This is a genomic window from Dickeya sp. ws52 (genome assembly GCF_007210685.1).
In the GTDB taxonomy this organism is placed as follows: Bacteria; Pseudomonadota; Gammaproteobacteria; order Enterobacterales; family Enterobacteriaceae; genus Dickeya; species Dickeya chrysanthemi.
On the sequence record NZ_SZVX01000010.1, the window covers coordinates 162,554 to 188,777 of the forward strand.

A 26,224-nucleotide genomic window follows, 5' to 3' on the forward strand; every position below is an offset into this window, starting at 1 on the left:
ATGAGCCGGAGTATTCCGAGGGAAAGCCTTAATGTGCACTGCCGTATAGGCAGCTTAGAAAGTCAATGCATCTGATTCAACGTTTAACGTCGGGTGCACTGCCGTATAGGCAGCTTAGAAAAGCTCGGGGAATTTGTGGACGACTTTTTCACGGTGCACTGCCGTATAGGCAGCTTAGAAATAGCGACGCTACGGTAAAAGGCTCTCGGGTTTGTGCACTGCCGTATAGGCAGCTTAGAAATCACGCCCGAATGGGTAGCACTCACACAACCAGTGCACTGCCGTATAGGCAGCTTAGAAACGGCGTATGGCTGGGTGGCTTCACTGTCAACCAGTGCACTGCCGTATAGGCAGCTTAGAAATGGTAGTAGATGGACAGATTGCTAAACGGTGTGTGCACTGCCGCACAGGCAGCGGTTGACGGGGTTACTGGCGTTAAAACTACGCTGAGGTGGGCGACTTCGCCGGATGAGCGGCAGGACGCCGCGAAAGCCTGTGCCGTGCATGGAGCACGTCACAGGCGGTCCGAACAGCGAAGGCGAACGCCGAAGGCACCGCGTCAGCGGCGTAGTTTAGCCATCAAGCCAGTGGTCAAGGAGAGGTGGCGTTTGCACCTCTCCTTGTCGTGCGTGCGATGATGTAGCAAAGAAGCAACACCGTTTATCCCGCACGAAATGAACCACCGCCCCCGCATACATTCGCTAGCCAATAACGAGGCACCCCGGCTGTTTACCAACAGCCCAAAAACGCTATTCCGCCGCCAGTACCGACTGCGCCCCTTTGCGCTTTTTGATGGCATAACCCGCACCCAACGCCAGCAGCCAGAACGGAATCAGCCACACGGAGATCTGAATGCCCGGCGTCATCGCCATGATCACCAGAATCCCGGCCAGAAACAGCAGGCACAGGATGTTGGTGAACGGGTAACCCAGGCTTTTAAAACGGGTTTCCTGATGTGCCCGCTGTTTAGCCTGGCGGAATTTCAAATGCGTAATGCTGATCATCGCCCAGTTGATCACCAGTGCAGACACCACCAACGCCATCAACAGTTCAAACGCTTTGCCCGGCATCAGGTAGTTGAGCAGCACGCACAGCGCCGTCGCCAGCGCAGAAACGCCGAGCGACACCAGCGGAATGCCGCGGCGGTTGACCATGAGCAGCGCGCGCGGCGCATTGCCCTGCCGCGCCAGCCCGAACAGCATCCGGCTGTTGCAATACACACAACTGTTATAGACCGACAACGCAGCGGAGAGCACCACCAGATTCAGCACGTTCGCCACCAGATTGCTATCCAGTGCGTGGAAAATCAGCACAAACGGGCTGCCGCCCTCCACCACTTTCTGCCACGGATACAGCGACAGCAGCACCGCCAGCGCACCGACATAAAACAGCAGGATGCGATAAATCACCTGATTAGTGGCGCGAGGAATGCTCCTGTGCGGGTCGTCCGCCTCGGCCGCGGTGATCCCCACCAGTTCCAGCCCGCCGAAGGAGAACATGATCACCGCCATCGCCATCACCATGCCGCTGACGCCGTTCGGGAAGAAACCGCCGTGCTGCCACAGGTTGGCGACGTTGGCGTCCGGCCCGCCGTTGCCGCTCAGCAGCAGGTAGCCGCCGAACGCGATCATACCGATAATCGCCGCCACCTTGATGATGGAAAACCAGAATTCCAGCTCGCCGTAGACCTTCACATTAGTCAGGTTGATGGCATTAATGGCGACAAAAAACACCGCCGCCGAGACCCAGGCCGGCACTTCCGGCCACCAATACTGAATGTAGATGCCCACCGCGCTCAGTTCCGCCATGCTCACCAGCACATACAGCACCCAGTAATTCCAGCCGGACATAAACCCGGCGAAATTGCCCCAGTATTCATTGGCGAAATGGCTGAATGAACCGGCCACCGGCTCCTCCACCACCATTTCGCCCAGTTGGCGCATAATAAAAAACGCAATCACGCCGGCGATGGCGTACCCCAACAGCACCGACGGCCCCGCCATGCGAATCGTCTGTGCAATACCAAGAAACAACCCGGTCCCTACCGCTCCGCCCAGCGCAATCAGTTGGATATGGCGATTTTTCAGCCCGCGTTTGAGCTGGCTGTGTTGTTGTGTGCCCATTTGCCCTGTCTCCCCAGAAAGTGGGTGAATATATGTTATGTCGCCACATTCCGAGCAATTATCAGGCCAACTAGCGCCACCGCTGCCGGTCTTGTCTGTTTACAATACTTAACAAACTGAATCGGTTTGGAAAAAACATTAAATTCACATTTCTTGCAGCAAACAGACTGTGGCATTCATCCAGCGCAATAAATATTAAAAACCTGCATGTAATCCACAAAAAATCAGCCGGAGATACACAATAATGAACCAAGGCGGTGCAACGCCGCCGACGGGAAAACAGACTGGCGGCACCACGATGCCAAACAACTAACTTCCGGCAGTGAAAAAAGCTGCTAGTCTGTAGGTTTGGTACTTCTGGCAAGGCAGGGTTATGTACAACATTGATGATTTTGATTTGAAGATCCTCACACTGCTGCAGGCAAACGGACGCCTGACCAATCAGGAACTCAGCGATCTGGTTGGGTTGTCTGCCTCTCAGTGCTCTCGTCGTCGCATTGCCCTTGAGCAGGCGCAACTGATCCTCGGGTATCACGCCCGGCTGGCGCCGGATGCGGTGGGGCTGGAGTTGATGGGGTTGATTGAAGTACGGCTGATCAATCACACCCAGGAATGCGTAGACAGCTTTCACCAAATGCTGGGCGAAGTCGACGCGATTATCGATGCCTACAAAACCACCGGCGACGCGGATTACATGCTCAAGGTCGCAGTGGCGGACCTGCCCGGCCTGAGCGCGCTGATCAGCGAGATTCTGGCACGTAACAAAAGCGTGGCGCATCTGAAAACGTCGGTAGTGCTCAACCGGCTGAAAGAGAACGGATTAATGGCGCCGCCCGTCTCTCCGCTCTAACTCGGTGCATACATTGCTTCATTTCGGTGCAGGAAAACACAATTCCTGCATGAATAACTAAAATCACGCACGACAATTACGAAAACCACACATAACACGCACAATGCGTGCAATAAATTTCATTCAGCGCTTTCAATACGTTAAGGCTTTTTTCGCCTAAAAAAACAACGGCACGCCCGACCGGGTTCGGCAACTGGTGTGCTTTTTGCTTGAAAAGACAGGGTTTCCTTCTTTTATCAGGCACGTTTCCATGGATAACGTCATTACACCACCACCCGTTTCACACACACTGCTGGAAGACGTTCTGGCGCTGCTTATCGGCACCCTGATGGTGTCGTTTGGGGTTATTCTGCTGCGTCAGGCCGGCGCGCTGACCGGCGGCACCGCCGGGATGGCTTTCCTGCTGCACTACGCGACCCGCCTCTCATTCGGCACCGCGTTCTTTCTGCTGAACCTGCCGTTTTATTACCTCGCCATTCGGCGTATGGGCTGGCAGTTCACCCTCAAAACGTTCTGCGCGGTGGCGCTGGTTTCGCTGTTTTCCGACCTGCACCCGCTTTTTATCCACTTTGATCACCTGCAACCGATTTACGCCACGCTGTTCGGCAACCTTGTCATGGGGCTGGGGTTCATCGTACTGTTCCGCCACCGCGCCAGCCTGGGCGGAGTGAACATTCTGGCGCTCTATTTACAAGACAAAAGTGGAATCCGCGCCGGAAAATTCCAGATGGCGGTAGACGTGAGCATTGTGCTGACTTCCCTGTTCGTGGTAAGCATACCGATGCTGATCGCCTCGGTACTGGGTGCGGCGGCGCTGAATCTGATTATCGCTATGAATCATCGCCCTGGCCGTTATACCGCCTAGCGAACAGCCTGACTTTTTATACCTGAGGAGAGTGACCAACGTGTTCCAGAATGTCGACGCCTATGCTGGCGACCCTATCCTGTCCCTGATGGAGAAATTCAAGCAGGACCCGCGTACTGATAAAGTGAACCTCAGCATCGGGTTGTATTACGACGGGCAGGGCGTCATTCCTCAGTTGCAGGCGGTCAGTGCCGCAGAAACCCAGTTGCAGGCCGAGCCGCAACACGCCTCGGTCTACCTGCCGATGGAAGGTCTGGCGCCTTACCGCAGCGCGGTGCAGACGCTGCTGTTCGGCGAGCACCACCCGGCGCTTACCGCACAACGCGTCGCCACCATCCAGACGCTGGGCGGTTCCGGTGCGCTGAAAGTGGGTGCGGATTTCCTCAAACGCTATTTTCCGGATTCCGAAGTCTGGGTCAGCGACCCGACCTGGGAAAACCACATCGCCATTTTCTCCGGCGCCGGTTTTCAGGTGCATACCTACCCCTATTTTGACGCCGACACGCTGGGCGTGAACGTGGACGCGATGATAAGCGCGCTGAAACAGCTGCCGCCGCGCAGCATCGTGCTGCTGCACCCGTGCTGCCACAACCCGACCGGCTCAGACCTGACTCACGCCGAGTGGGACAGGGTTATCGAAGTGCTGATCAAAGGCGAGCTGGTGCCGTTCCTGGATATCGCCTATCAGGGCTTTGGCGGCGGCATGGATGACGATGCCTACGCCATTCGCGCCATCGCCGGTGCCGGCCTGCCTGCACTGGTCAGCAACTCGTTTTCCAAAATTTTCTCGCTGTATGGCGAGCGCGTCGGCGGGTTGTCCGTCGTGTGTGAAGATCAGGATGCCGCCAACCGGGTGCTCGGCCAGTTGAAAGCCACCGTACGCCGCAACTACTCCAGCCCGCCGAACTTCGGCGCGCAGGTGGTCTCACGCGTGCTGAACGACGGCACGCTCAACGCCAACTGGCACGCAGAAGTGGAAGCGATGCGCCTGCGTATTCATGAAATGCGCCAGACGCTGGTGGACGAGCTGAAAAAAGCCTTGCCGGGCCGCAACTTCGACTACCTGCTGACCCAACGCGGCATGTTCAGCTACACCGGTTTTAGCGCCGCGCAGGTAGACCGCCTGCGGGAAGAGTTCGGCGTGTATCTTATCGCCAGCGGCCGTGTCTGCATCGCCGGGTTAAACCACCACAACGTACAGCGCGTCGCCGCCGCTTTCGCCGCCGTACAGTAAGTTATTCCTTTCACTTTTTTTACGCCCTTACCCCCAGCCAGCAACGGCCGGGGGATTTTTTTCCTTGCAGGAAACGGCCATGCCCGCCGGGGATGGGGGCTGGTAACAGCCGGGGGATTGCGGCCTGATTTATGCTGGGGCGGTGGGTGGTTTCGTGCGGGATAGACAATCGCGCCTCTCTACTATTTCATCGCACGCACGACAAGGAGAGGTGCAAGCGCCACCTCTCCTTGACCACTGGCTGGGTGGCTAAACTACGCCGCTGACGCGGTGCCTTCGGCGTTCGCCTTCGCTGTTCGGACCGCCTGTGACGTGCTCCATGCACGGCACAGGCTTTCGCGGCATCCATGCCGCTCATCCGGCGAAGTCGCCCACCTCAGCGTAGTTTTAACGCCAGTAAACCCGCCAACCGCTGCCTGTACGGCAGTGAACACGCCGTCCGACTGGCAGAAGATTGCGATGGTTTTCTAAGCTGCCTATCCGGCAGTGAACGCGGATACCGGCCACGAACACCCACAAACAATTTTCTAAGCTGCCTACTCGGCAGTGAACGCCGTGACGGCTTCATTTAGCCCTTCCGGCCATTTCTAAGCTGCCTACTCGGCAGTGAACGCTTCCGTTTGAGTTAGACCAGCATTTACCCTTTTCTAAGCTGCCTACTCGGCAGTGAACCACATTTTGACCGGCATTTCGGTATGTTCTGTTTTCTAAGCTGCCTACTCGGCAGTGAACTCGGGCAGTCGTCGAGCCTCACTCCGCTAACCTTTCTAAGCTGCCTACTCGGCAGTGAACACATATCCACACGAGACCCAGCCAGTGAGCCGTTTCTAAGCTGCCTACTCGGCAGTGAACATGCGTATCTGCAAACGGTTAAACAGCACCTGTTTCTAAGCTGCCTACTCGGCAGTGAACATGGAATGCTTACGCACTGTATTTTCCCTAGATTTCTAAGCTGCCTACTCGGCAGTGAACATACTGAAGATAGCAATGACAGACGTTCAATCTTTCTAAGCTGCCTACTCGGCAGTGAACTTTGGATTTAGGGTTTAACGTTCCCGCGTCGCTTTCTAAGCTGCCTACTCGGCAGTGAACGAATTTGTATTCTGAAATTAAGGCTTTCCCTCTTTCTAAGCTGCCTACTCGGCAGTGAACAAGACCGGCACGTGGGTAGGCTCACCAACTCTTTTCTAAGCTGCCTACTCGGCAGTGAACCTGGGGATCGCTCCAGGACTTGCCCGGCATAATTTCTAAGCTGCCTACTCGGCAGTGAACTGCGAGTATCAGCAGCTCAAGCAGAAGCAGGATTTCTAAGCTGCCTACTCGGCAGTGAACTTATCCCCGTTTTCCACGGTCCGCGAGCATCCATTTCTAAGCTGCCTACTCGGCAGTGAACGCCTGCGAGGGGACGCCGCACTGCGTCAGCAGTTTCTAAGCTGCCTACTCGGCAGTGAACGGTCTATAACGTCATTGCGTCGTCTATCGATTTTTCTAAGCTGCCTACTCGGCAGTGAACAAATTATTATGACCTGACGCCGCAATTTGCATTTTCTAAGCTGCCTACTCGGCAGTGAACGAGAGCTGCGCGGCGGGTTACAGCCACGTTCTTTTCTAAGCTGCCTACTCGGCAGTGAACGTGCGGACTTCTTTGGCTTTGGCCGGGTACTTTTTCTAAGCTGCCTACTCGGCAGTGAACCATATGGATTTCATCGATTACAAACACGCGGATTTCTAAGCTGCCTACTCGGCAGTGAACCGCTAACGTCGTTTGAAACCGCCGTTAACAGTTTTCTAAGCTGCCTACTCGGCAGTGAACTGTGCGTGTCTATCGCTACGGTTGCGCCATCTTTTCTAAGCTGCCTACTCGGCAGTGAACTTCTCCGGGTGCCGTTTGCCGCGTCCGGCGATTTTCTAAGCTGCCTACTCGGCAGTGAACATTCAGGTGAAGAACTTGAGTTTAACTATTGATTTCTAAGCTGCCTACTCGGCAGTGAACAATGGCGCGAACTCACTCAGCGGCATGTTCTTTTTCTAAGCTGCCTACTCGGCAGTGAACTGTAGCGAATAATCTCTTATTACCTGATTGTTAAAGATAAATCGCCGTTTTCCCGGAAAAACCCTTTTTTCTGGCGGCCAGATTGCGGTATTAAAAATCAATACGTTAACGCTGGCCGCAAAAAAAGGGTCAAAACCACGGGATGGTGGCGATGGCGCTTAAGCCGTAGCTGGAGAATGTACCGGCGACCGGTTTGTCCTGCAGCGGGCCGTGTTCGACAAACAGTAAAAACGGTTGTCCGCTGGAAAGGCTGCGCAGCGGCAGATATGGCAGCGAGGTGCGTTTTTCCACCGCATAGGGAATGCGGGCATCGGCTTCATCCTCAGTCATTCGGCCTTTACTCACCGCCCGGCGGCGCAGGCGCTCGGCGCTGCTTTTTACCTGCACCCGGCGCACGGTGCGGTACTGCGCACCCGCTGGCACCGGCAGTGCATCGGTGATGGTGCTATAGTCGCGCAGCCCTGTGCGCCAGCCGGTTTGTTCCAGCGCCGCCAGCGCCTGCACGCTGCCGTGCAACCGCAGCCGCTCCCCCAGCGTTTTGCCCACATCCGGAAAGCTCACGCCAATATCGCCGGTCGCACGCTGCCCCAACGCCCGGTGCAGCTTGGCGAACAGCGCGCTCAGCAACTGCACCGCGCTGAACTCCAGGTCAGGCAACACCCGAATCTCGATATAGTGGTCCATAGGGTTACTCGCCTTTCTCGCCAAACACCCCGCCGCGAATCAGTGTGGCGATCACGTAGTGCTGCTGCGCCACCTCCGGCACGTTGCCCTTGATCACCCAGTTATCCAGCAGGGTGTAAAAATCCATCTTGTCTTTCGGCTGGCGATACGCACGGCCACGGCTGGTGACGGAGCCATAGGGTTCAACCGCAATCGGCCCGGTTTCCGCCGCTTCCGGGTGCCAGTCATCCACCGTGCGCAACGCATTGCCGATTTTCTGCGAGTGCATCGCCGCCACACCGTTAACCTGATACAGAATTTTGCTCTTGCCGTTGCGAGCACGCTCATCCAGCACCAGTTCCTGCGACGGGAACACCTCCTGCCCATTGCCCAGTTTCACCTGCGCTTCCACGCGGAAAAACGCCGAATCACTGCCCGCCAGCGCCTGTTCAATGGCGTGGGCCAGTTCGGCCAGTGCGTCTGAAGGTTGGCTAAACTGGCGCAGCGAGTAGTCTTCGCCGTTAAATTCCCAGCGCTTATCGTCGTGCCTCACTACCACCTGCACCGCTTCTGCGCCGATACGGTTGCGCCACAAAAAGCGACCACTGGCGATATTCTCGGCGTAACGCGCGGCCAGCACGCCAAAGCCCTGCTCGCGGGCGTAACCGTTAATCAGTTCCGTCAACGCCTGTTGGTAATCCTGATCGTTACAGACCGACGGCAGCGCCAGATTACCCAGCACCCGCAGGGTGAAGGCCACTTTCAGCGTGTCGGCATCAAACGGCAGCGCCGCTACATCCACCGTTTGCAGGTTGGGTTTTTGAATTTCGGCATCCAGTTTAGCCGGGTCACTGCTGATGGCGTTTTTTAACCGGTTGGAGATGGTGCCGCGTATCGATTTTTCCTGAATCACCACCGGCTGCCAGTTATCCTGCTGCCAGTTGCCCGCCAGCATCAGCGCATCGGAATTCGCCAGTTTGCGCTCAAACGCCAGTACCGATGCGGTTTTCAACGTGGTTGCTGCTTTTGCCATGGTTTCAATCCTTGTCTCAGTAGTTGAATTCAAGTTCTGGGTAATCATCATCTGCTGCGCTGCCTGCGTCGTTGACGGTTTGCAGGCAGCGGTAAGTGCCGTGTTGATAGTGATAACGCCAAAAGATGTGGTTGATGTCGTCAATGCGGTGTGCGCCACGCCACTCGCCAACGCCGTAAATGGCTTCGGCAAAACAGAACGGGGTGGACGGGTCGCGGGTTTTCTCCACCTCGCCGGGGTTGTACAACGGCGAAATGGCGCGGTAGCCGGTCATCAGCGGCACCAGATAACCTCTGTCAGGCTTGGGCAGCGGTTGCCAGCTCACCGCATCATCAGAAGATCGCACCGCCTGATATTTCAGGGCGGCGAAATCGAGCCAGGCGTCCAGCATGTCGGCCTGCGGGTTGGTCTGTTGCAGGGTTTCAAGATGCGACGGCAACAGCGAGGTGCAGTCCAGCAGCACAAAGCCCGGCAGTAAACGGCGCATCAGGCTGCGGGTGTCTGCGCCATTGGCGGGGATGTCGTGGAAGCTCACCTGTTCGATATCCACAATCAGCCCACCCGCCAGTCGCTGCTGTTGTACCTGTTGCTGCACTTGCTGGCGAAGCGCCTCACGCCCGTCTTCACCGGGCAACATGCCGTGGCATTCGATAAGCAGCGACACGGTGAGGTGCATTCGCCCCTCTTCGTTAAAAGCGGCTGTTTTTTCCTCTTTGGTCAGCGGGTTACGCGTCAGCGCAAAGCTGCGGTTCCAGCCGTTGCCGTAAGCATGAACCTGATGCTGATGGCACACCACACCGCAGCCTTCCAGCCGCAAACCGTGGGATGCCTGCAACTGGCGCGACAACGCATGGGTAAAGCCGAGAAAATGGCTGATGGCGGGAAAACCGTAGGTGTGCCCGGCAATGGCGTTGGCGTTTTCCACCTGAATACGCCGCAAAATCATCAGGCTGCTCATGCCAGCTCCTCCTTCAGCGCGCGTTCGGTTTCCCGCAACCGCTGCTTAAACAGCGCGGCGGTTGACCACTCTCGGCGCTCCACCTCGCCGAAAATCAGTTTATCGTGGCGCAATCGCGCATTCAGCCATTGGCCAAATTCATGGGCGACCTGTTCCTTCCAGTCCCCGCCGTCGCGTGCATAGCGAAAAGCGTCATCATGCCGACAGCGCCTTGGGTCAAGCCACAATTGCAGGGGAACATTCAGGCGGGAATCCTTGCTCCAGCCCGCCTTGCCCAGGTTTTGTACCGTGGCGACATAGTCAAATAGGGCGTTGATCAACCGGTCGAGGTAACGCCTGCGCTGGTTGCGAATCTCACGGTTGTTTTCCACCTCTTTGACGCTGAGCAGGAATTGCTGCAGCTCCCGGCGCGCAGTGTAGGTCAGTGCATCCACCTCACCCCGTTCACGGAAGATGGTGTCATGCTCCAGCGGCAGTTTGATTTGGCTGAGCCACTGTGACGGCGCGCTGCTGAGCAGATAGGAGCGACCACTGCGGGCAGAATTAAGCGCGGAAATATTTTGCGGCTTGGTGCCGCCCATATTCTGCACTGCAATACCGGGGTAGCTGACATAAATCTCATCGTGCCAGCGCTTCTGCTGCCGGGCCTCGCGGATGGCTTTGGCCTGCTCGCCGAAGCGCACCGCGTTCAGGCGTTGGTCCAGCGCCTGCGACAGTGAAGAGGAATAAAGCGGACTCAACAGATGGTATTCCTCCTCTCCCACCGGGAAATAGATCTGCTTTGCCAGCTTGTGGGAGCTGGGTTGTTTATCGCTCAACACTTGCTTAAACCCAGCCAGCCACTGTGCAAGCTGCTCTGTGTTTTCCGCCAGCGCTTCCAGTGAGCGGTGGTCGCCCCGCTGTAGCGCCGCCACCAGCGAATCACCCTGATACTCGGTTTGCAGCAGTTTGGCCACATCCAGCGCCGCGGCGTTGCCGACCGCATCAATCGCTGGTTGCGCCAGCGACGCGGTAGAGAGCACATCCGTAGACGTTGCAGGCTCAGTGCTGAACACACTGCTGCCTTTAGCATCGCTGTGGGTGAATTTCAGCGCGTGGGTCACCAGGCTAATCTGCCCGGCGCGGCTGGCGGCATCCGTCAGCCAGGTGCGCACCTCGTAAGCCTGCTCTATCTCGCGCCGCTGCTGCAAAAGCGCCACTTCCGCTGCGGCCAGCGCCTCACCGCTTAACGCCGCCCGCTGCTTATCGGCGGCTTTATCGAAAGCATCCAGCTTGGCCTGCTTTCGGGTTTCGATATAACTGACAATGAACTGCGTTAATTCACTCTCTTCCATGCCTCCTCCTGTCATCATGATTGTTCCCCAAACACCCCGAGCCACTCATGCCAGCACCACACCCGGTTGTCGCGGGTGCTGATGCTGATTTCACCAAAGCGATCGCTGACTCTGGCGAGTTCCCATTGTTTTTCCTCGGCCAGTTGCAGATAAAGCGCGGTGTAATCCATCTCTACCCAGAGGCTGACGCCATTGGCCATCTCCTGTTGTACTGAGCGAATCTCATCGATTTTTTTCCAGCCGCTGGGGCCGTCGTCCTGCAACATAAAGACCGGATCGTCGCCTTCGTCTTCCAATCGCAGCCAGTAACGCTGCTGCGGGTCTGAGCGGCGAAACGGCGTGTGCCGCTGCAGTTCGCCGTTCCAATGCAACGATTCGCGCCACCACAGCACGGCGGTTGCCTGTGAAAACGGTGCGTTTTTCGGCCCAAACAGTTTTGTTGCCAGCGCCGCATGTTCCAGAGAAATCAACGTAAACGGTTCTTTCAGCACCGCTGGCTGTTGAATTCGCGGCGCAGCGCTGATGTTCTGGTAGTCCTCCGGTTTGAGGATCTCCCGCAGGTCGTGACTGGCAAGTGTGAAGCCGCCCTCCGATTCAAAACCGGGGCGACAAAACGCAATCGTTTGCTTATCACCAGCCGGACCATTACGCAGCGCCCGCACATTGTGGCTTAGCAGATAAAAATTGGGTGAGGTCGGCACATACTCGTCACGCTGACGGTGGCGCAGAATACGCCCGGCTAACTGAATAAAAGAACGCATCGAGCTGGGTTCGGCGATAGCCCAGTCATAATCGTGGTCACGGCCGACTTCCGCCACCGAGGTGGCCAGCACCACAAACAGGTGATGCTGCTGCGGCCGCTGTGCGATGGCGTCACGAATTTCCGCCACCTGCCACAGTGCCTCTGGGTCTTTGCGCATCAGTGCCGCATCCAGCCGCGCTTCGATGTGGGAGCGCATCGCCAGCGGGTGCTGGCTGTGATAAACGCAGTAATGCACGCAGTAATCCGGCGGGGAAGGCATCTCCATCAGCGCACGCGCTACTGCCACCAGCGGGTTGATGTTTGCCATGCGAATCAACCCCAGCGACACGGTTTTGCCGCCGGAATGCGTCTGGTGATGTTCCCGGTGCAGCGCAAACAGCCGCTGGTGCAGGGTTTGCGCCACCGCCCGGCACACCGCGCTCGCTTCTCGCGTTGGGCTTGCCACCGGTTCAATTTCCGCCCAGCGCAGCCGCTGCTCCTGCTGTTGCAGCTTGTCGATACGCCCGGCGACAAACGCCTGATGCTGATCGGCAAAAGCGCGGGTATCAGCAAGCTGATGGCACTGGCTGTCGAATTCATCAAACCAGCCGCAGCAAATACTCAGCGTCGTACCCGGTTCACCGTAAGCCTGCTGCCAGGCTTCGCGGCCTTTCAGGTAGGCTTCGAACAGCGCGCGGATCAACGCCGGCGGCAGCGTGGCGGATGACAGTAATACCCGTGAGCCAAGCATCCCCGCCCAGTTCACCAGCCGACACAGCGCGGGCAGGTCTTCCAGCCCAAAATCATCCGGCTCGTCCAGCACTAAATCCGAGGTGAGTAGCCGCAGCATCGGCGCAATCTGATGGCCGCCGCGCAGGCTTTCGGTAGCGGGCATCAGGTGGTCGATAGTGGTGACCAGCACCGGCGCACTCAGCAGTTGATGCAGCGTCGGCGATTTTTCCAGCCAGGTTTTCAGCCGACCGTCATCCAGTGAGCCGTCGTAACTGACGTACTGATGCTCGCTAAACAGCGACTCAGCCGATTCGCTGCCGGTTTGCACTACACGCGTTTCCTGCTCCTGCTGGCGTAGCTCATGCAGTTCCTGCACCGCCTGCGAGCCAATCAACACCGCCAGGTCGTCTTCATCCAGCGTCAGGCGCTGGCGCAGGGCGTCGCCGGTTTGCAGCGTCAGGGTGCGCAGGCCAAGCGCTACCGAAAAGCGGCACCCGACGGATTCTTCTGCCAGCGCGTACATAATGCGGGCATTCGCCAGCGTCTTGCCGCGCCCGGTAGACGCCATGTTGACGCCAAAGAAACCGTGGCGAGCCGCCTGCTCACGTATCGCACAGACCTTGTCAAACGCTTTATCCTGCCAGCGGAAACGCGCATCGGTGCTGCGCTGGCGAAAGCCTTTGTGCCGGGTGATGGCCGGCAGCGTATCGCGCAGGTGCGGCAGGCTACGCCCAAGCAGCAGCGCATTCTGCGCCACGCCGACGCAGTGCTCATCCAGTTGCTGTTTGAGCTTGCCGGTCTTTCTATCGGTATTAGCCCACACGGTATAACCAGGGTCTTGCCAGCCGGAGGTGGCATCGGAAGAGGAGTAATGGTGGTCTGCCAGCATCAGCGACAGCCGCGCCAGATGCACCGTCAGCCGTTGCTCCAGTTGGCCGAAGGTCATCAACGAGGGTAACTTCAGCGCACGGGCAGCGAACTTGCGCGCCTTTTCACACCAGACGCGGCTTTGCAGCGGCGTGCCGTCCGGGAATTGCCACACCTGTCGCCATTCCTGCGCGCTGATATCCGGGCGCAGGTGATTAACGGCATTCCAACAGGGCGATACCAGCCCGGTCAGCCATGCATCAATATAGGAGAGATCAGGGCTGGGATTGCCGCTCTTGTCATCCCAAAACATCGGCAAGCGGTGGTGGGAAACAATCAGCCAGCCCACCACCTGCGCCAGCGGCGGCAGGCTGTTAAACGGCGAGGATTTGGGGATTTTCGCATCCTGCTGCAAGCGCGCCAGCAACGCCGCTTCCTCCTCCGGGCTGATGGCGGCCAGCGCCGTCAGCCAGCCGGTATCGTCCCGCTCGCCGACAAACGCCTGAAACAGCCGCAACGACACCCATTCATGGCGAAGCGGCTGGCTGCGCGGCCCCTTGCCCCGCAACCCGGCCTGAAACAGCGCATTGGCCTTGCCGATGTCGTGAAACAGCCCGGCAATCGCCGCCAGCAGGCTGAAGGCTTCGGCGCTGTGCCACGGATTTTCATCCTGGCTGCGCAGAATATCGCGCTCGGTGCGGTTGGTGGGCACGCTGCCTTGCGGGTTGAAACGCCGCAGGTTGCCGACAATCCACAGCAATTCGGTGTGATTGGCGCTGCGAATCCAGTGGCAGGCCACCGCCGTGTTGCGCCGCGCGGTTTTGCGCAGCAACTGGCGCAGTGTTTTCAGCCCCTCTTCGGTGATGGCGGTCTGCCAGGTGCGTTCCCCTTTGCGCTCGGCGAACTGGTCCAGCACCCGGCGGGTTTCCACCAGCGCCCGTTTGTTGCATTCGGAAATCAGCAGGATGTTCATTGCGCCCCCTGACTCCCGGTTTTCGCCACCTGGCTTAATTGCTGCGCCACCTGTTGCAGGCTGTCGATCATCACGTCCAGCGCCTCGGCCTGACGAAACGACGTCAGGCAGCGCTGGCGAAATTCCTGCTCGTCTTCCCCTTCCATCGCGGCGATAAACGCCTGCGGCAGAATCAGCGCGTCTTTAATCAGGTCCGCCACATCGAACACCAGCCCGCCACGGCGGGTTTTGCCGTGCAGCACCGCCAGCCCGTGCGGCAATCCCAACACCCACAGCGCCACCGCCGCCAGCCCGTAAGCCAGATAGTTGCCGTGGTCGAGAAAACGGTTCGCCATGTCGGTGCCGCCGCCGCGTTTGGCGCGGGTAAAATCACCGTAACTCACCGCGTTGGCCGCCAACCGGTACAGCGCTTTGGTCATCATCGCTTCCTGCACCAGCACATCGTTACTGGTGCGACACGCCGTCAGCCCCTGCTGATAGCAGTTAAGCAGTGCTTCCACATGTTCGGGTTTGATGGCGAAACGCGACTCGCGCGCCAGCCGCCCGCCCAGCCAGTGCTGGCGAATCTGGCCGATGCGCACCTGCTGAAAGGCAACCGCCGCCGCCAGCCGCTGCTCTTCGTTAAACCAGAAGCTGACCCAATCCTGCAAATAGCCGGTGGGGCGGTATTCGCTCTGCGGCGACAGCCATGACACCGCCACTTCAGCCTCATTGGCGGCGAACAGCGGCGTACCGCCACCACCACAAAACCCGACCATCACCCCGGCGCGGGCAAATTCCCGCATCGCCGCCTGCGTGACCGAAGTGCCGGTGCCGAGCATCACCACGCTGGTATTGGCAATCGGGATATTCCAGTACAACGACTGATTCCCCTCTTCGGTGACATATTCCACCCGTCCGCCATTGACCAAAATACGGCAATGCTGGAGGTAATAAATATTGGCGCGTTTGGAATGCAGAATGGTTTTTAAATCCGACGGGCTGAATACGTTATCCATAAAACCGTTTCTCTGTTGTCGTGATAAAGCAAACCCACCCGCGTAATAACACGCAGGCTAATAATTGATTGGAAAACACGTAATACACTGGAAAGTAACGAGAATTAACCTATCACAACCCAAGCAGGAAAGTGAATGACGCCCAAAATACTTTTCTTATTTTTATACCCTTTTTTCAGCCGCTATTTTCGATACTTAAAAATCAATCAGTTACCGATAGCCGAAAAAAAAGGGTCTGACGGCGAAAATCGACAATTGCGAGCTGAAATACAACGGGTTAGAGTCAACAGGCTACGATTCACTGCCGGATAGGCAGCTTAGAAAAGCCACTGCGCCGCATCGGCGTAACCACCCGGATTCACTGCCGGATAGGCAGCTTAGAAACTTGGCCGGCTGAAAATATTCGCAACAATGCGGATTCACTGCCGGATAGGCAGCTTAGAAACGACGCTGCAATGCCATCGACATGAACGGTAAATTCACTGCCGGATAGGCAGCTTAGAAACACATCGGCGGATTATCCCAGTTGATTTTGTCATTCACTGCCGGATAGGCAGCTTAGAAAACAGAATATGCGTAATATGATTAAACCGCCGCATTCACTGCCGGATAGGCAGCTTAGAAATGCTCAGGTGTGCTCATGTGCCTCGCAAACTCATTCACTGCCGGATAGGCAGCTTAGAAATCAGTGTCGGCGGCTCCCTCGACCTGCGCGGCATTCACTGCCGGATAGGCAGCTTAGAAACGTCACCGGTTTCTTGATATTTCAATGCCTCTAGTTCACTGCCGGATAGGCAGCTTAGAAATGGATGAGCGCCGCACTACCCCCAGCGCCAATGTTCACTGCCGGATAGGCAGCTTAGAAAACGCTGCACCGGTCATCACATCCGCAACCAACGTTCACTGCCGGATAGGCAGCTTAGAAAGAGAGGTTGAAGTGTTGCGCGCCTCATCTACCGTTCACTGCCGGATAGGCAGCTTAGAAAAGAGTCACCCCAGTTTGCTCGGATGACCTACCGTTCACTGCCGGATAGGCAGCTTAGAAATATTGAACGTATCGGACCGGTTCGCCAGATGCGTTCACTGCCGGATAGGCAGCTTAGAAATTATTAGATAGTTGCCCCCATCATAGCTTGCAGTTCACTGCCGGATAGGCAGCTTAGAAAACGCACGGAACCGGACTTCGTTTTTTCCTGTAGTTCACTGCCGGATAGGCAGCTTAGAAAATTATCTGCCGGTGTCATCCATTTAGGATAAAGTTCACTGCCGGATAGGCAGCTTAGAAATATCTTGCCACTCTTTCATCGCTATTTTTATGGTTCACTGCCGGATAGGCAGCTTAGAAATGATGTAGCTCCTGATACAATGAGTCGTATTGGTTCACTGCCGGATAGGCAGCTTAGAAAGCATATTCTCCCGCGCATTCGCTATCGCCAGGGTTCACTGCCGGATAGGCAGCTTAGAAAAGCGCTCTACCGGTTTCTCCGTCGCCTCACGGGTTCACTGCCGGATAGGCAGCTTAGAAAAAATACCACCCCGGCGCGCGCAATCGTGGCCCGTTCACTGCCGGATAGGCAGCTTAGAAATCCCAGTTCCACCCCGCCCAAAGCTCGCAATCGTTCACTGCCGGATAGGCAGCTTAGAAATTTGCGGACAAAATTTATAAACGGGTAGCGTAGTTCACTGCCGGATAGGCAGCTTAGAAAGCTTCAGCCCAGGCCGTTGACGTTGAAGAGGAGTTCACTGCCGGATAGGCAGCTTAGAAAATTGCGACCGGGTTGTGATTCATCGCTATGTGGTTCACTGCCGGATAGGCAGCTTAGAAAGGATTTGAAAGCCTGGCAGAGTGATGACCCGGGTTCACTGCCGGATAGGCAGCTTAGAAGTGGCTGATAACAGGCCGGTAGACATTTACCTGGTTCACTGCCGGATAGGCAGCTTAGAAGTCACTGATGCTGTTCAGACGCTCCACCCGCACGTTCACTGCCGGATAGGCAGCTTAGAAAGATGGCAGTCGTGATCTGCGTGAGTTTCTGTTGTTCACTGCCGGATAGGCAGCTTAGAAACCGAATTAATGAAACCCATTAATCGACTGCTGGTTCACTGCCGGATAGGCAGCGGTTGACGGGTTTACTGGCGTTAAAACTACGCTGAGGTGGGCGACTTCGCCGGATGAGCGGCAGGACGCCGCGAAAGCCTGTGCCGTGTTGGACAAAAACGCCGGGAGCGTTTTTGAACAGCGTTTACGCTGGCCCGCAGGGCGAGCCCCAGGGATGGGGCGAGTAACCACGTCACAGGCGGTCCGAGCAGCGAAGGCGAACGCCGAAGGCACCGCGTTAGCGGCGTAGTTTAGCCACCCAGCCAGAGGTCAAGGAGAGGTGGCGCTTGCACCTCTCCTTGTCGTGCGTGCGATAAAGCAGCAAAGAAACCATGCAGTTAATCACGCACGAAACCCTCCACCACACCACCCTATACACTACGCCCTTAATTCAACAGCGCTTTCCCCGCTTCGGGGATATCCTGTCAGAACGACGTCCAGTCGCTATTGCCGATGGCGGCGGCCCGCCTTTCAGTCGCGGCCGGGCGAACCGGCAGCGCCGGGGATAGCACCGCTGACTGACGGGCTGGCGACGTTGCGCTGCTGTTACCTTGCGACGCCAGGCGAAACGCGCTGACCGCTTCGGCCAGTTGCGCGGCCTGAGACTGCAACGACAACGCGGCAGAGGCCGATTCTTCCACCAGCGCGGCATTCTGCTGGGTGGTGGTGTCGATCTGCCCGACGGCGATGTTGATCTGGCTGATGCCGTCGCTCTGCTCATGGCTGGCCTGCGAGATCTCGTTGATGATGCCATGCACATCATTAACGTGGTTGGTCAGGTTATTCATGGTGGATTCGGCGCTATCCACCAGGTCCATTCCTTCCTGAATCTTATCCACCGAATCATCGATCAGTTCTTTGATCTCTTTGGCGGCGGTGGCGCTGCGCTGCGCCAGCGAACGGACTTCGCCCGCCACCACCGCAAACCCACGCCCTTGCTCGCCTGCGCGCGCGGCTTCCACCGCGGCGTTCAACGCCAGAATATTAGTCTGGAAAGCAATACCGTCGATGACGCCGATAATTTCCGCCATCCGCATCGAAGATTCGCGAATGCCGCGCATTTTACTGGTGACGGACAGCATCACTTCACCGCTGCGATGCGCCGCCGACGATGCCTGATTGGCGATCGACGTTGCCTGCCGGGTGTTGTCTGCGGTGTTTTTAATCGTCGAAACCAACTCTTCCATTGATGCCGCCGTTTGTTCCAACGAGCTGGCCTGTTCTTCAGTACGGGAAGAGAGATCCTGATTGCCGGCGGCGATTTGTGAAGCGGCGGAGGAGATGGCCTCGGCACCGTCGCGTACCTGCCCGACGATTTGGCGCAGGCTGGCGTTCATGTGATCCAGCGCCTGCAACAGCCGCCCCGCTTCATCTTTGCGGTGTGAGGAAATGTGTGAGGAAAGGTCGCCCTGCGAGACGCGATCCGCCATCACCAAGGCTTGCTGAATCGGCTGGGTAACGCTGCGGGTGATCGCCGTTGCCACCCAGATACTCAACAACACGCCGCCGCCCAGAATCATCAGCAACACCAGCCGGATGTCGTGATACGTGGACGACATGGTATCAATGGTACCTAACATGGCCTTGTTATGGTAATCCACCAACCGGCGCACCGCATTACGATACTCCCGCTGCGTCGGGTCCAGATGCTGATTAAATTCCTCCAACGCCGCTTCCCGGTCGTGGTTTTTTACCAGCTCGCCGATTTTTTGCCCCGATGCCAGAAACTGAACGCGAATACGCTGTATATCGCTGATCAACGCTTGACTCTTCGCATCCTGAGATTCATCAGCATGTTTTACCAATGCATCCATCAGCCGGGTAATGTCTTTTGAAAGCGGGGGAATCTGGTCGGATACCGCCTTGATACGGTCATCGCCCGATACCAACATTAACTGCTGAGAAATTCGGACGGCTTCATTCACATCTTCTATCAGCGCATTAGCATCAACGGTTTGGGGATAAATCTTCTGCACAATGTCACGAGCATCGTCATGAAAGCCCGACAGCTTCGCTATTGATAACATGCCGACAAAGACCAGCATCACCGCCAGGACGGCAAAGCCCGCCCCCAGACGATACCCGATTCGCCAATCAGATAAACGCATATTCAGCTCCTCACTCCTTTGTTAACAACACAATGTCATGTCCCTGCTTGTTTCAGGCGGCAGGGGTACGGCTCAACATGCCGTCACCTTGTCCTGCTGCTCGAATGATTTGGGGTCTACATGACTTCTCAGGGGCAAAACGCAGAGCTACGGCTAAAACCGGTATCGCATCCGTTACTGTCATTAATCGTGATATAAAGAAAGGCAACAACCCGGCCAATACCTCAGCCAGCCATCACGACGAAATATTTTTCATCCCCGCTTTCCGGCGACAAAACCCATTTCTTTTCCACAGTGTGTAAGAAAAAACAGTCAAAAAAGAGCTTAAAAAGTCGTGTAAGGATCGGACTTGATATCGTCTTTGCCGGCAGACAGTGGCTACATTCTGGTCTGCTCCCTGACCAACTATTGGCCAGGTCATTCTATCAACCTTTTTGGTTTTATCGATAAAAACATTCAAATAATAATTTAAAATAGATAAATTCTATTGAAATGCAGCTATCGATCGGAAATGGCAACAAAAAGCCACATTTATTTTATGTCTAATGGCGCGGCGAAACAGGCAGGAATGGGACCCGTATAGCGGTTAAACGTGGGGGTAACCTGAGGAAGATCTGTATCACCGTGCTACAAGGCGCTTAGTGAGCCAGCCCTGAAGAGGCAACGCGTGGCGTTGCTCAACACGCCAGTGTGTTGCCGGGAATGCGTGTTGCCGGGAATGTGAATTATTTAGGATATATACCCAAAATAATTCGAGTTGCAGGAAGACGGCAAGAGAGAGAATCCCGATGAGCTTACTCAGGTAAGTGATTCGGGTGAACGAACGCAGCCAACGCACCTGCAACTTGAAGTATGACGGGTATATCGACTGACTCCAATAAAACAGGGTTTCTTTTTATTACTTCGACCACAAATCCTACCCCCTTGGTTGACACTATTTTAAACCTTGACTACTACTTAACTATTAAGGCTGGATTGATGTTCACCCTTAACGAAAAAAGAAATGAATTGCACATTTTGTGCAACCAGAAATGGTCATCACCCGGTAGCTATAACTAAATGCGAATAAAAAAACTGATACAGATAAATCTTTTGCATTTAATCCTATTCATTTCTCTTTCTAGTATGTTTGTGACGCTATTGAATAGCTATTTAACTTTTTATCACGTTCAAAAAAAACTACTGGTTGAACAAGCCACTAAAGTCAATGCCAGTTATTCGGCCAAACTCGCCACGACCGTGGATAATTTTTTTTCTGTTTCAGAAGAACAATTATCTTATAGCGCCAGGTTGATCGTCAGTCATATCCAGTCGGGTAATTTACGTGCCCTGCAGACTGACTTGCAACGTATTCATCAGCTAAGCCACGCGTTTAATTCTATGGTGGTGGTGACAGCAACCGGCCAGATCATTGCCGCGTCGCCAATGTCGCTGAATTTGACCGGCATCACATTGACCTCCAGCCAGCATCTCATTGCACAAAAAGAAAAAAGATTTATTATCAGCTCCCCCTATACTTCATTGAGCGGTAATTATATTATTTTTGTCTCTCACCCTATTTTCGATGATATGGGTAATTATCTTGGCTATATCGGCGGCTCGCTGTATTTAAATAACCGCCGCATTCTGAATGAGTTTATGAATACACAATTCAGCAATGATAGTTTCAATACTTATGTCATTGATAAAGAAGGCACCATAATTTATCACCACGATATCACACAAATTGGCACCAAATTTAGCGACCCCGCTATGTTGTCTTCGGTTAACGGCCAGGATAAAGGCGACTTTATGATGCCGGATGAGCAGCGCATTCCCTCTCCAGCGTCATTTATCCGTACGCAAAAATCAGGCTGGATTATTATCACTCAGCAATCATTTCATTCCATCGAAGAAGCGCTGAATAACGTGATGGTCAATGTACTCAAACAAGGTACGCCGCTGGGTATCGTGACATTGATGATGCTCAGCATTTTGACCTATTACATCGCCAAACCGCTGCGCCAGTTGGCTAAATCCGCCAGCAGTATGGAACAACCGGGGGTAATTAACAAAATACGCTCAGTCAAAGCCTGGTATCTGGAAGTAGAGCAGCTCAAGCGGGTATTGCTGATGGGCACCGTGCTGCTGCACAAACGTATCGGCCGCCTGAGTTCCGAAGCCCATACCGATCCGCTTTCCGGCATGTTGAACCGGCGAGGAATGCTGGAAAGCATGGAAGAGGTTCGCGGCGAATATAAAAAAGTCTCGGTAATCGCTATTGATATCGACCATTTCAAAGTGATCAATGATTCTTTTGGTCATGACATGGGTGATGAAGTGATCCGTAAGCTGAGCCAACAAATCCGTAAAAATTTCCGTAAAACCGATTTGGTCTGCCGAATCGGCGGCGAAGAGTTTTTAATTCTGCTGCCGGGCGCCGACATCCATGTCGCGACGGTGATAGCAGAACGGCTGCGTAATAATGTCGCCAATACCATTTATATGCCGGGATCACAGCATCATCAGGTCACGATTTCGGTTGGCGTAACCACCTTTAACCCGCAAAAATCAACGCTGGATGTTGCGATCAAAACCGCGGATAACGCGCTGTACAAAGCGAAAAACAGCGGGCGTAATCAAGTCGTGGTGGAATATCTCTCCGACGATATATCGCTGGTACAGCATTAAACATCGCGCCTGGCTGTCGGCCACCCGCACAGACATCCCCCTGCTTATTCCCCCTGCAACGTCACCACCAGCGATCGGCTACCGCCGTGATTGCGATGCTCGCACAGATAAATCCCCTGCCAGGTGCCGACGTGCAACCGACCGTTACGCACCGGCAACATCAGGCTGCTGCCCAGCAAGCTGCTTTTCAGATGAGCCGGCATGTCGTCGCTGCCTTCATAAGTATGGCGATAATAAGGCTCGTCTTCCGGCACCAGGTGGTTAAACGCGCTTTCGAAATCCTGCCGTACCGTCGGATCGGCATTTTCATTGAGCGTCAGCGACGCGGACGTGTGGCAGATAAAGACATGCAGCAGCCCCACCTTCACGGTACGCAAATCCGTCACCTGCCCCAGCACCTCATCAGTAATCAAATGAAAACCGCGGGAACGGGGTTTCAGCCGAATATCGTATTGTTTCCACATTTCGCGTCTCCTGTGGTGGTGAATCATTGGCATAAAAAAGCGCGGCACGCCGCGCTTGAGGCTGTTGACAAACAGCCGGGTTGTCTTGTGAACGGTGAAGTCTGCCTATTCAGTGAATGGTTTCGTGCGGGATAAACGGTGTGGTTCCTCTGCTATTTCATCGCACGCACGACAAGGAGAGGTGCAAGCGCCACCTCTCCTTGACCACTGGCTGGGTGGCTAAACTGCGGCGCTACGCGCTACCTTCGGCAAGCGTCTTCGCTGTTCGGGCCGCCCGTGACGCGTTCCTGACGCGGCACGGGCTTTCGCCGCGTCCATGCGGCTCACCCGGCAAATCCGCTAGCCTCAGCACAGTTTTTGACGCTGGAAAAACCACTTCCGTCAAATAGGAAGGCTTATCAATAACCTAAACTGACTAACCCCGAGCCAGAATCGGTTTCAGGAAACGGGCGGTGTGAGATTCCTCGCACTGCGCCACCGTCTCCGGCGTGCCGGAAACCAGAATCTCGCCGCCGCCGCTGCCGCCTTCCGGCCCCAGATCGACAATCCAGTCAGCGGTTTTGATCACATCCAGATTATGCTCAATCACCACAATGGTATTGCCCTGATCGCGCAACTGATGCAATACCTCCAGCAGTTGCTGGATGTCGGCGAAGTGCAGGCCGGTGGTAGGCTCGTCCAGAATATACAGCGTCTGACCGGTGCCGCGTTTCGACAGCTCACGTGCCAGTTTCACACGTTGCGCCTCGCCGCCGGACAACGTAGTGGCGGACTGCCCCAGCCGGATGTAGGACAAACCGACATCGATCAGCGTTTGCAGCTTACGCGCCAACGCCGGAATCGCATCAAAGAACTCACGGGCGTCTTCGATGGTCATCTCCAGCACTTCGTGGATGCTCTTGCCCTTGTATTTAATCTCCAGCGTTTCGCGGTTGTAGCGTTTGCCTTTGCATTGGTCACAAGGCACGTAAATATCCGGCAGGAAGTGCATTTCCACCTTGATCACACCGTCGCCCTGGCAGGCTTCGCAGCGCCCGCCGCGCACGTTAAAGCTGAAACGTCCGGGGTTATAACCGCGGCTGCGCGCTTCCGGCACGCCGGCGAACAACTCGCGGATCGGCGTAAACACGCCGGTGTAGGTAGCCGGGTTGGAGCGTGGGGTACGGCCGATCGGGCTTTGATCGATGTCGATCACCTTATCGAATTGCTCCAGCCCTTGAATGTCGCGGTACGGCGCCGGTTCGTTCAGTTCGCCGCCGTTGAGCTGGCGCTGGGCTATTGGGAACAGCGTATCGTTGATCAGCGTCGACTTGCCGGAGCCGGACACCCCGGTAATGCAGGTGAACAGCCCGACCGGTAGCGTTAGGGTGACGTCTTTCAGGTTATTGCCGCGCGCGCCAATCAGCTTAAGCACTTTAGCCGGGTCCGCCGGTACACGCTGCGCCGGGATCTCGATTTTGCGCGCCCCACTCAGAAACTGGCCGGTCAGCGATTCCGGCACCGCCATGATCTGCGTTGCCGTCCCTTCGGCAATCACCTGCCCGCCGTGCACGCCTGCGCCGGGGCCGATATCGATGATATGGTCGGCGGCGCGAATGGCGTCTTCATCGTGCTCCACCACAATTACGGTGTTGCCGAGATTACGCAGGTGGATCAGCGTTTCCAGCAGGCGTTCGTTGTCGCGCTGGTGCAAACCGATAGACGGCTCATCCAGCACGTACATCACGCCGACCAGGCCCGCGCCGATCTGGCTGGCCAGACGAATGCGCTGCGCCTCGCCGCCGGACAAGGTTTCCGCCGAACGCGACAGCGACAGGTAATTCAACCCGACGTTGACCAGAAAACGCAGACGATCGCCGATTTCCTTCAGCACTTTTTCGGCGATTTTCGCCCGTTGACCGCTCAGCTTGATGTTATGGAAAAACTCCATCGCATGGCCGATACTCATATCGGCAATCTGCGGTAGCGTGGTCTGTTCTACATAGACGTGGCGCGCCTCTTCACGCAGGCGGGTACCGTTACAACTGGCGCACGACCGATTGCTGATGAATTTCGCCAGTTCTTCACGTACGGCCGTCGATTCGGTTTCTTTGTAGCGGCGCTCCATATTGTTGAGCACCCCCTCGAACGGATGACGGCGCACCGAGGTATCACCACGATCGTTGATGTACTTAAACTCGATATTTTCTTTGCCGGATCCGTACAGAATCACTTTTTGGAGCGCCGGGTTGAGGCTATCGAACGGCGCTTCGACATCAAACTCGTAATGCTCCGCCAACGAACGCAGCATCTGGAAATAGTAGAAATTACGGCGATCCCAACCGCGGATCGCGCCGCCGGCCAGCGACAACTCGCCGTTTTGCACCACGCGCGCCGGGTCGAAAAACTGCTGCACACCCAGCCCGTCACAGGTCGGGCAGGCGCCCGCCGGGTTGTTGAACGAAAACAGCCGCGGTTCCAGCTCATGCATACTGTAACCGCACACCGGGCAGGCAAAGTTGGCGGAGAACAGCAGTTCCGGCGCGTTCGGGTCATCCATATCCGCCACCACGGCGGTGCCGCCGGACAACTCCAGCGCGGTTTCAAACGACTCGGCCAGACGCTGCGCCAAATCGTTGCGCACTTTAAAGCGATCGACCACCACTTCGATGGTGTGCTTTTTCTGCAACTCCAGTTTCGGCGGGTCCGACAGGTCGCACACTTCGCCGTCGATACGGGCGCGGATGTAGCCTTGCGTCGCCAGGTTTTCCAGCGTCTTGGTGTGCTCGCCCTTGCGTTCTTTTACGATCGGCGCCAGCAGCATCAGCCGTTTGCCTTCCGGCTGCGACAAGACGTTATCCACCATCTGGCTGACGGTCTGGGCATCCAGCGGAATATCGTGCTCCGGGCAACGCGGCTCGCCGACGCGGGCGAACAGCAGACGCAGGTAATCGTGGATTTCCGTAATGGTGCCGACGGTGGAACGTGGGTTGTGCGAGGTGGATTTTTGCTCGATGGAAATGGCGGGCGACAACCCTTCGATGTGGTCCACATCCGGCTTTTCCATCAACGACAGGAACTGACGCGCGTAGGCCGACAACGACTCCACATAACGACGCTGCCCTTCGGCATACAACGTGTCGAACGCCAGCGAGGATTTGCCAGAACCGGATAACCCCGTCACGACGATCAGTTTATCGCGTGGAATAATCAGGTTGATATTCTTCAGGTTATGGGTACGGGCACCACGAATTTCGATCTTATCCATGCACACTTTTCCCGCAATAGACGCTGTTTTTTATCCTTTATCTAAGAAAGGAAGCCGGTAGAAACGGCCGATTATGGCACAAAATAAACTGAATGAATATCCAGTATCAGGCTGCAACAACAGCAACATGGCAAAAAAGACCGGAGCTGGCTCGCGACTCTCACACCGGTATAATCTGTGGCGCTGACATGCTAGAATTCTTCGCTTAAACT

The 26,224-nt window shown here is 55.9% G+C and carries 14 protein-coding genes and 3 CRISPR repeat arrays (1 of these 17 only partly in view); of the genes, 4 read left to right on the forward strand and 10 right to left on the reverse strand.

The window, feature by feature from the left end; all coding sequences use genetic code 11:
- Positions 1-422: a CRISPR direct-repeat array (repeat unit 28 nt; unit sequence GTGCACTGCCGTATAGGCAGCTTAGAAA); it begins 1,888 nt to the left of the window's first position.
- Positions 423-749: 327 nt separating this feature from the next.
- A complete protein-coding gene (locus tag FDP13_RS11810; protein WP_012768466.1) occupies positions 750-2,123 on the reverse strand; it encodes an amino acid permease in 1,374 nt (457 codons plus the stop codon).
- A 373-nt stretch (positions 2,124-2,496) separates the two neighbouring features.
- Between FDP13_RS11810 and FDP13_RS11815 the strand changes: the two genes are divergently transcribed.
- The 3 genes from FDP13_RS11815 to FDP13_RS11825 all read left to right on the forward strand — a co-directional run bounded on the left by FDP13_RS11815 (position 2,497) and on the right by FDP13_RS11825 (position 5,072).
- Complete coding sequence (locus tag FDP13_RS11815) at positions 2,497-2,973, forward strand: Lrp/AsnC family transcriptional regulator (protein ID WP_012768465.1); 477 nt, start codon at positions 2,497-2,499, stop codon at positions 2,971-2,973.
- Positions 2,974-3,223: 250 nt separating this feature from the next.
- Positions 3,224-3,838, forward strand: coding sequence for a YitT family protein (locus FDP13_RS11820; protein WP_033577864.1), 615 nt, complete (start codon positions 3,224-3,226; stop codon positions 3,836-3,838).
- A gap of 40 nt (positions 3,839-3,878) precedes the next feature.
- Positions 3,879-5,072, forward strand: coding sequence for an amino acid aminotransferase (locus FDP13_RS11825; protein ID WP_143839507.1), 1,194 nt, complete (start codon positions 3,879-3,881; stop codon positions 5,070-5,072).
- A gap of 404 nt (positions 5,073-5,476) precedes the next feature.
- A CRISPR array of direct repeats spans positions 5,477-7,125; the repeat unit is 28 nt; unit sequence TTTCTAAGCTGCCTACTCGGCAGTGAAC.
- Between the two features lie 129 nt (positions 7,126-7,254).
- On the opposite strand, the gene cas6f is transcribed toward FDP13_RS11825, so the two are convergent.
- The 7 genes from cas6f to FDP13_RS11870 form a co-directional block, all read right to left on the reverse strand.
- Complete coding sequence (gene cas6f / locus FDP13_RS11835) at positions 7,255-7,809, reverse strand: type I-F CRISPR-associated endoribonuclease Cas6/Csy4 (RefSeq protein ID WP_143839508.1); 555 nt, start codon at positions 7,807-7,809, stop codon at positions 7,255-7,257.
- Positions 7,810-7,813: 4 nt separating this feature from the next.
- The gene (gene csy3, locus FDP13_RS11840) at positions 7,814-8,821 is read right to left on the reverse strand and encodes a type I-F CRISPR-associated protein Csy3 (RefSeq protein ID WP_143839509.1); all 1,008 of its coding nucleotides are present in this window, start codon (positions 8,819-8,821) and stop codon (positions 7,814-7,816) included.
- A gap of 16 nt (positions 8,822-8,837) precedes the next feature.
- Positions 8,838-9,779 carry a type I-F CRISPR-associated protein Csy2 gene (csy2, locus tag FDP13_RS11845; RefSeq protein ID WP_143839510.1) on the reverse strand — a complete coding sequence of 314 codons (942 nt, stop codon included), beginning with the start codon at positions 9,777-9,779 and terminating at the stop codon, positions 8,838-8,840.
- Positions 9,776-11,113, reverse strand: a complete 1,338-nt coding sequence (gene csy1, locus FDP13_RS11850; RefSeq protein WP_143839526.1) for a type I-F CRISPR-associated protein Csy1 — start codon at positions 11,111-11,113, stop codon at positions 9,776-9,778. Before csy1 ends, csy2 begins: the two co-directional genes overlap by 4 nt.
- 14 nt (positions 11,114-11,127) lie before the next feature.
- Positions 11,128-14,427: a type I-F CRISPR-associated helicase Cas3f gene (cas3f, locus tag FDP13_RS11855; RefSeq protein WP_143839511.1), complete on the reverse strand. Its 3,300-nt coding sequence runs from the start codon at positions 14,425-14,427 to the stop codon at positions 11,128-11,130.
- Positions 14,424-15,425 (reverse strand): type I-F CRISPR-associated endonuclease Cas1f, encoded by a 1,002-nt coding sequence (cas1f, locus tag FDP13_RS11860; RefSeq protein ID WP_143839512.1) that lies wholly within the window; start codon positions 15,423-15,425, stop codon positions 14,424-14,426. The genes cas3f and cas1f overlap by 4 nt, the downstream gene beginning before the upstream one ends.
- A gap of 297 nt (positions 15,426-15,722) precedes the next feature.
- Positions 15,723-17,551: a CRISPR direct-repeat array (repeat unit 27 nt; unit sequence TTCACTGCCGGATAGGCAGCTTAGAAA).
- 397 nt (positions 17,552-17,948) lie between these two features.
- Complete coding sequence (locus FDP13_RS11870; RefSeq protein ID WP_143839513.1) at positions 17,949-19,631, reverse strand: methyl-accepting chemotaxis protein; 1,683 nt, start codon at positions 19,629-19,631, stop codon at positions 17,949-17,951.
- 1,125 nt (positions 19,632-20,756) lie between these two features.
- Here FDP13_RS11870 and FDP13_RS11875 point away from each other — a divergent pair.
- Positions 20,757-22,301, forward strand: coding sequence for a sensor domain-containing diguanylate cyclase (locus tag FDP13_RS11875; RefSeq protein ID WP_234424403.1), 1,545 nt, complete (start codon positions 20,757-20,759; stop codon positions 22,299-22,301).
- Between the two features lie 44 nt (positions 22,302-22,345).
- Here FDP13_RS11875 and FDP13_RS11880 read toward each other — a convergent pair whose 3' ends face one another.
- Both FDP13_RS11880 and uvrA read right to left on the reverse strand, forming a co-directional pair.
- The gene (locus tag FDP13_RS11880; RefSeq protein ID WP_012768454.1) at positions 22,346-22,765 is read right to left on the reverse strand and encodes a secondary thiamine-phosphate synthase enzyme YjbQ; all 420 of its coding nucleotides are present in this window, start codon (positions 22,763-22,765) and stop codon (positions 22,346-22,348) included.
- A 415-nt stretch (positions 22,766-23,180) separates the two neighbouring features.
- On the reverse strand, positions 23,181-26,012 hold the full coding sequence (gene uvrA, locus FDP13_RS11890) for an excinuclease ABC subunit UvrA (protein ID WP_012768453.1): 2,832 nt from the start codon (positions 26,010-26,012) through the stop codon (positions 23,181-23,183).
- Between the last annotated feature and the right edge of the window lie 212 nt (positions 26,013-26,224).

Bases quoted from the DNA above. Each gene is read 5' to 3' on its own strand.
- FDP13_RS11810 (WP_012768466.1), bottom strand. From the start codon at position 2,123: ATGGGCACACAACAACACAGCCAGCTCAAACGCGGGCTGAAAAATCGC.
- FDP13_RS11815 (WP_012768465.1), top strand. From the start codon at position 2,497: ATGTACAACATTGATGATTTTGATTTGAAGATCCTCACACTGCTGCAG.
- FDP13_RS11820 (WP_033577864.1), top strand. From the start codon at position 3,224: ATGGATAACGTCATTACACCACCACCCGTTTCACACACACTGCTGGAA.
- cas6f (WP_143839508.1), bottom strand. From the start codon at position 7,809: ATGGACCACTATATCGAGATTCGGGTGTTGCCTGACCTGGAGTTCAGC.
- csy3 (WP_143839509.1), bottom strand. From the start codon at position 8,821: ATGGCAAAAGCAGCAACCACGTTGAAAACCGCATCGGTACTGGCGTTT.
- csy2 (WP_143839510.1), bottom strand. From the start codon at position 9,779: ATGAGCAGCCTGATGATTTTGCGGCGTATTCAGGTGGAAAACGCCAAC.
- csy1 (WP_143839526.1), bottom strand. From the start codon at position 11,113: ATGGAAGAGAGTGAATTAACGCAGTTCATTGTCAGTTATATCGAAACC.
- cas3f (WP_143839511.1), bottom strand. From the start codon at position 14,427: ATGAACATCCTGCTGATTTCCGAATGCAACAAACGGGCGCTGGTGGAA.
- cas1f (WP_143839512.1), bottom strand. From the start codon at position 15,425: ATGGATAACGTATTCAGCCCGTCGGATTTAAAAACCATTCTGCATTCC.
- FDP13_RS11870 (WP_143839513.1), bottom strand. From the start codon at position 19,631: ATGCGTTTATCTGATTGGCGAATCGGGTATCGTCTGGGGGCGGGCTTT.
- FDP13_RS11875 (WP_234424403.1), top strand. From the start codon at position 20,757: ATGTTTGTGACGCTATTGAATAGCTATTTAACTTTTTATCACGTTCAA.
- FDP13_RS11880 (WP_012768454.1), bottom strand. From the start codon at position 22,765: ATGTGGAAACAATACGATATTCGGCTGAAACCCCGTTCCCGCGGTTTT.
- uvrA (WP_012768453.1), bottom strand. From the start codon at position 26,012: ATGGATAAGATCGAAATTCGTGGTGCCCGTACCCATAACCTGAAGAAT.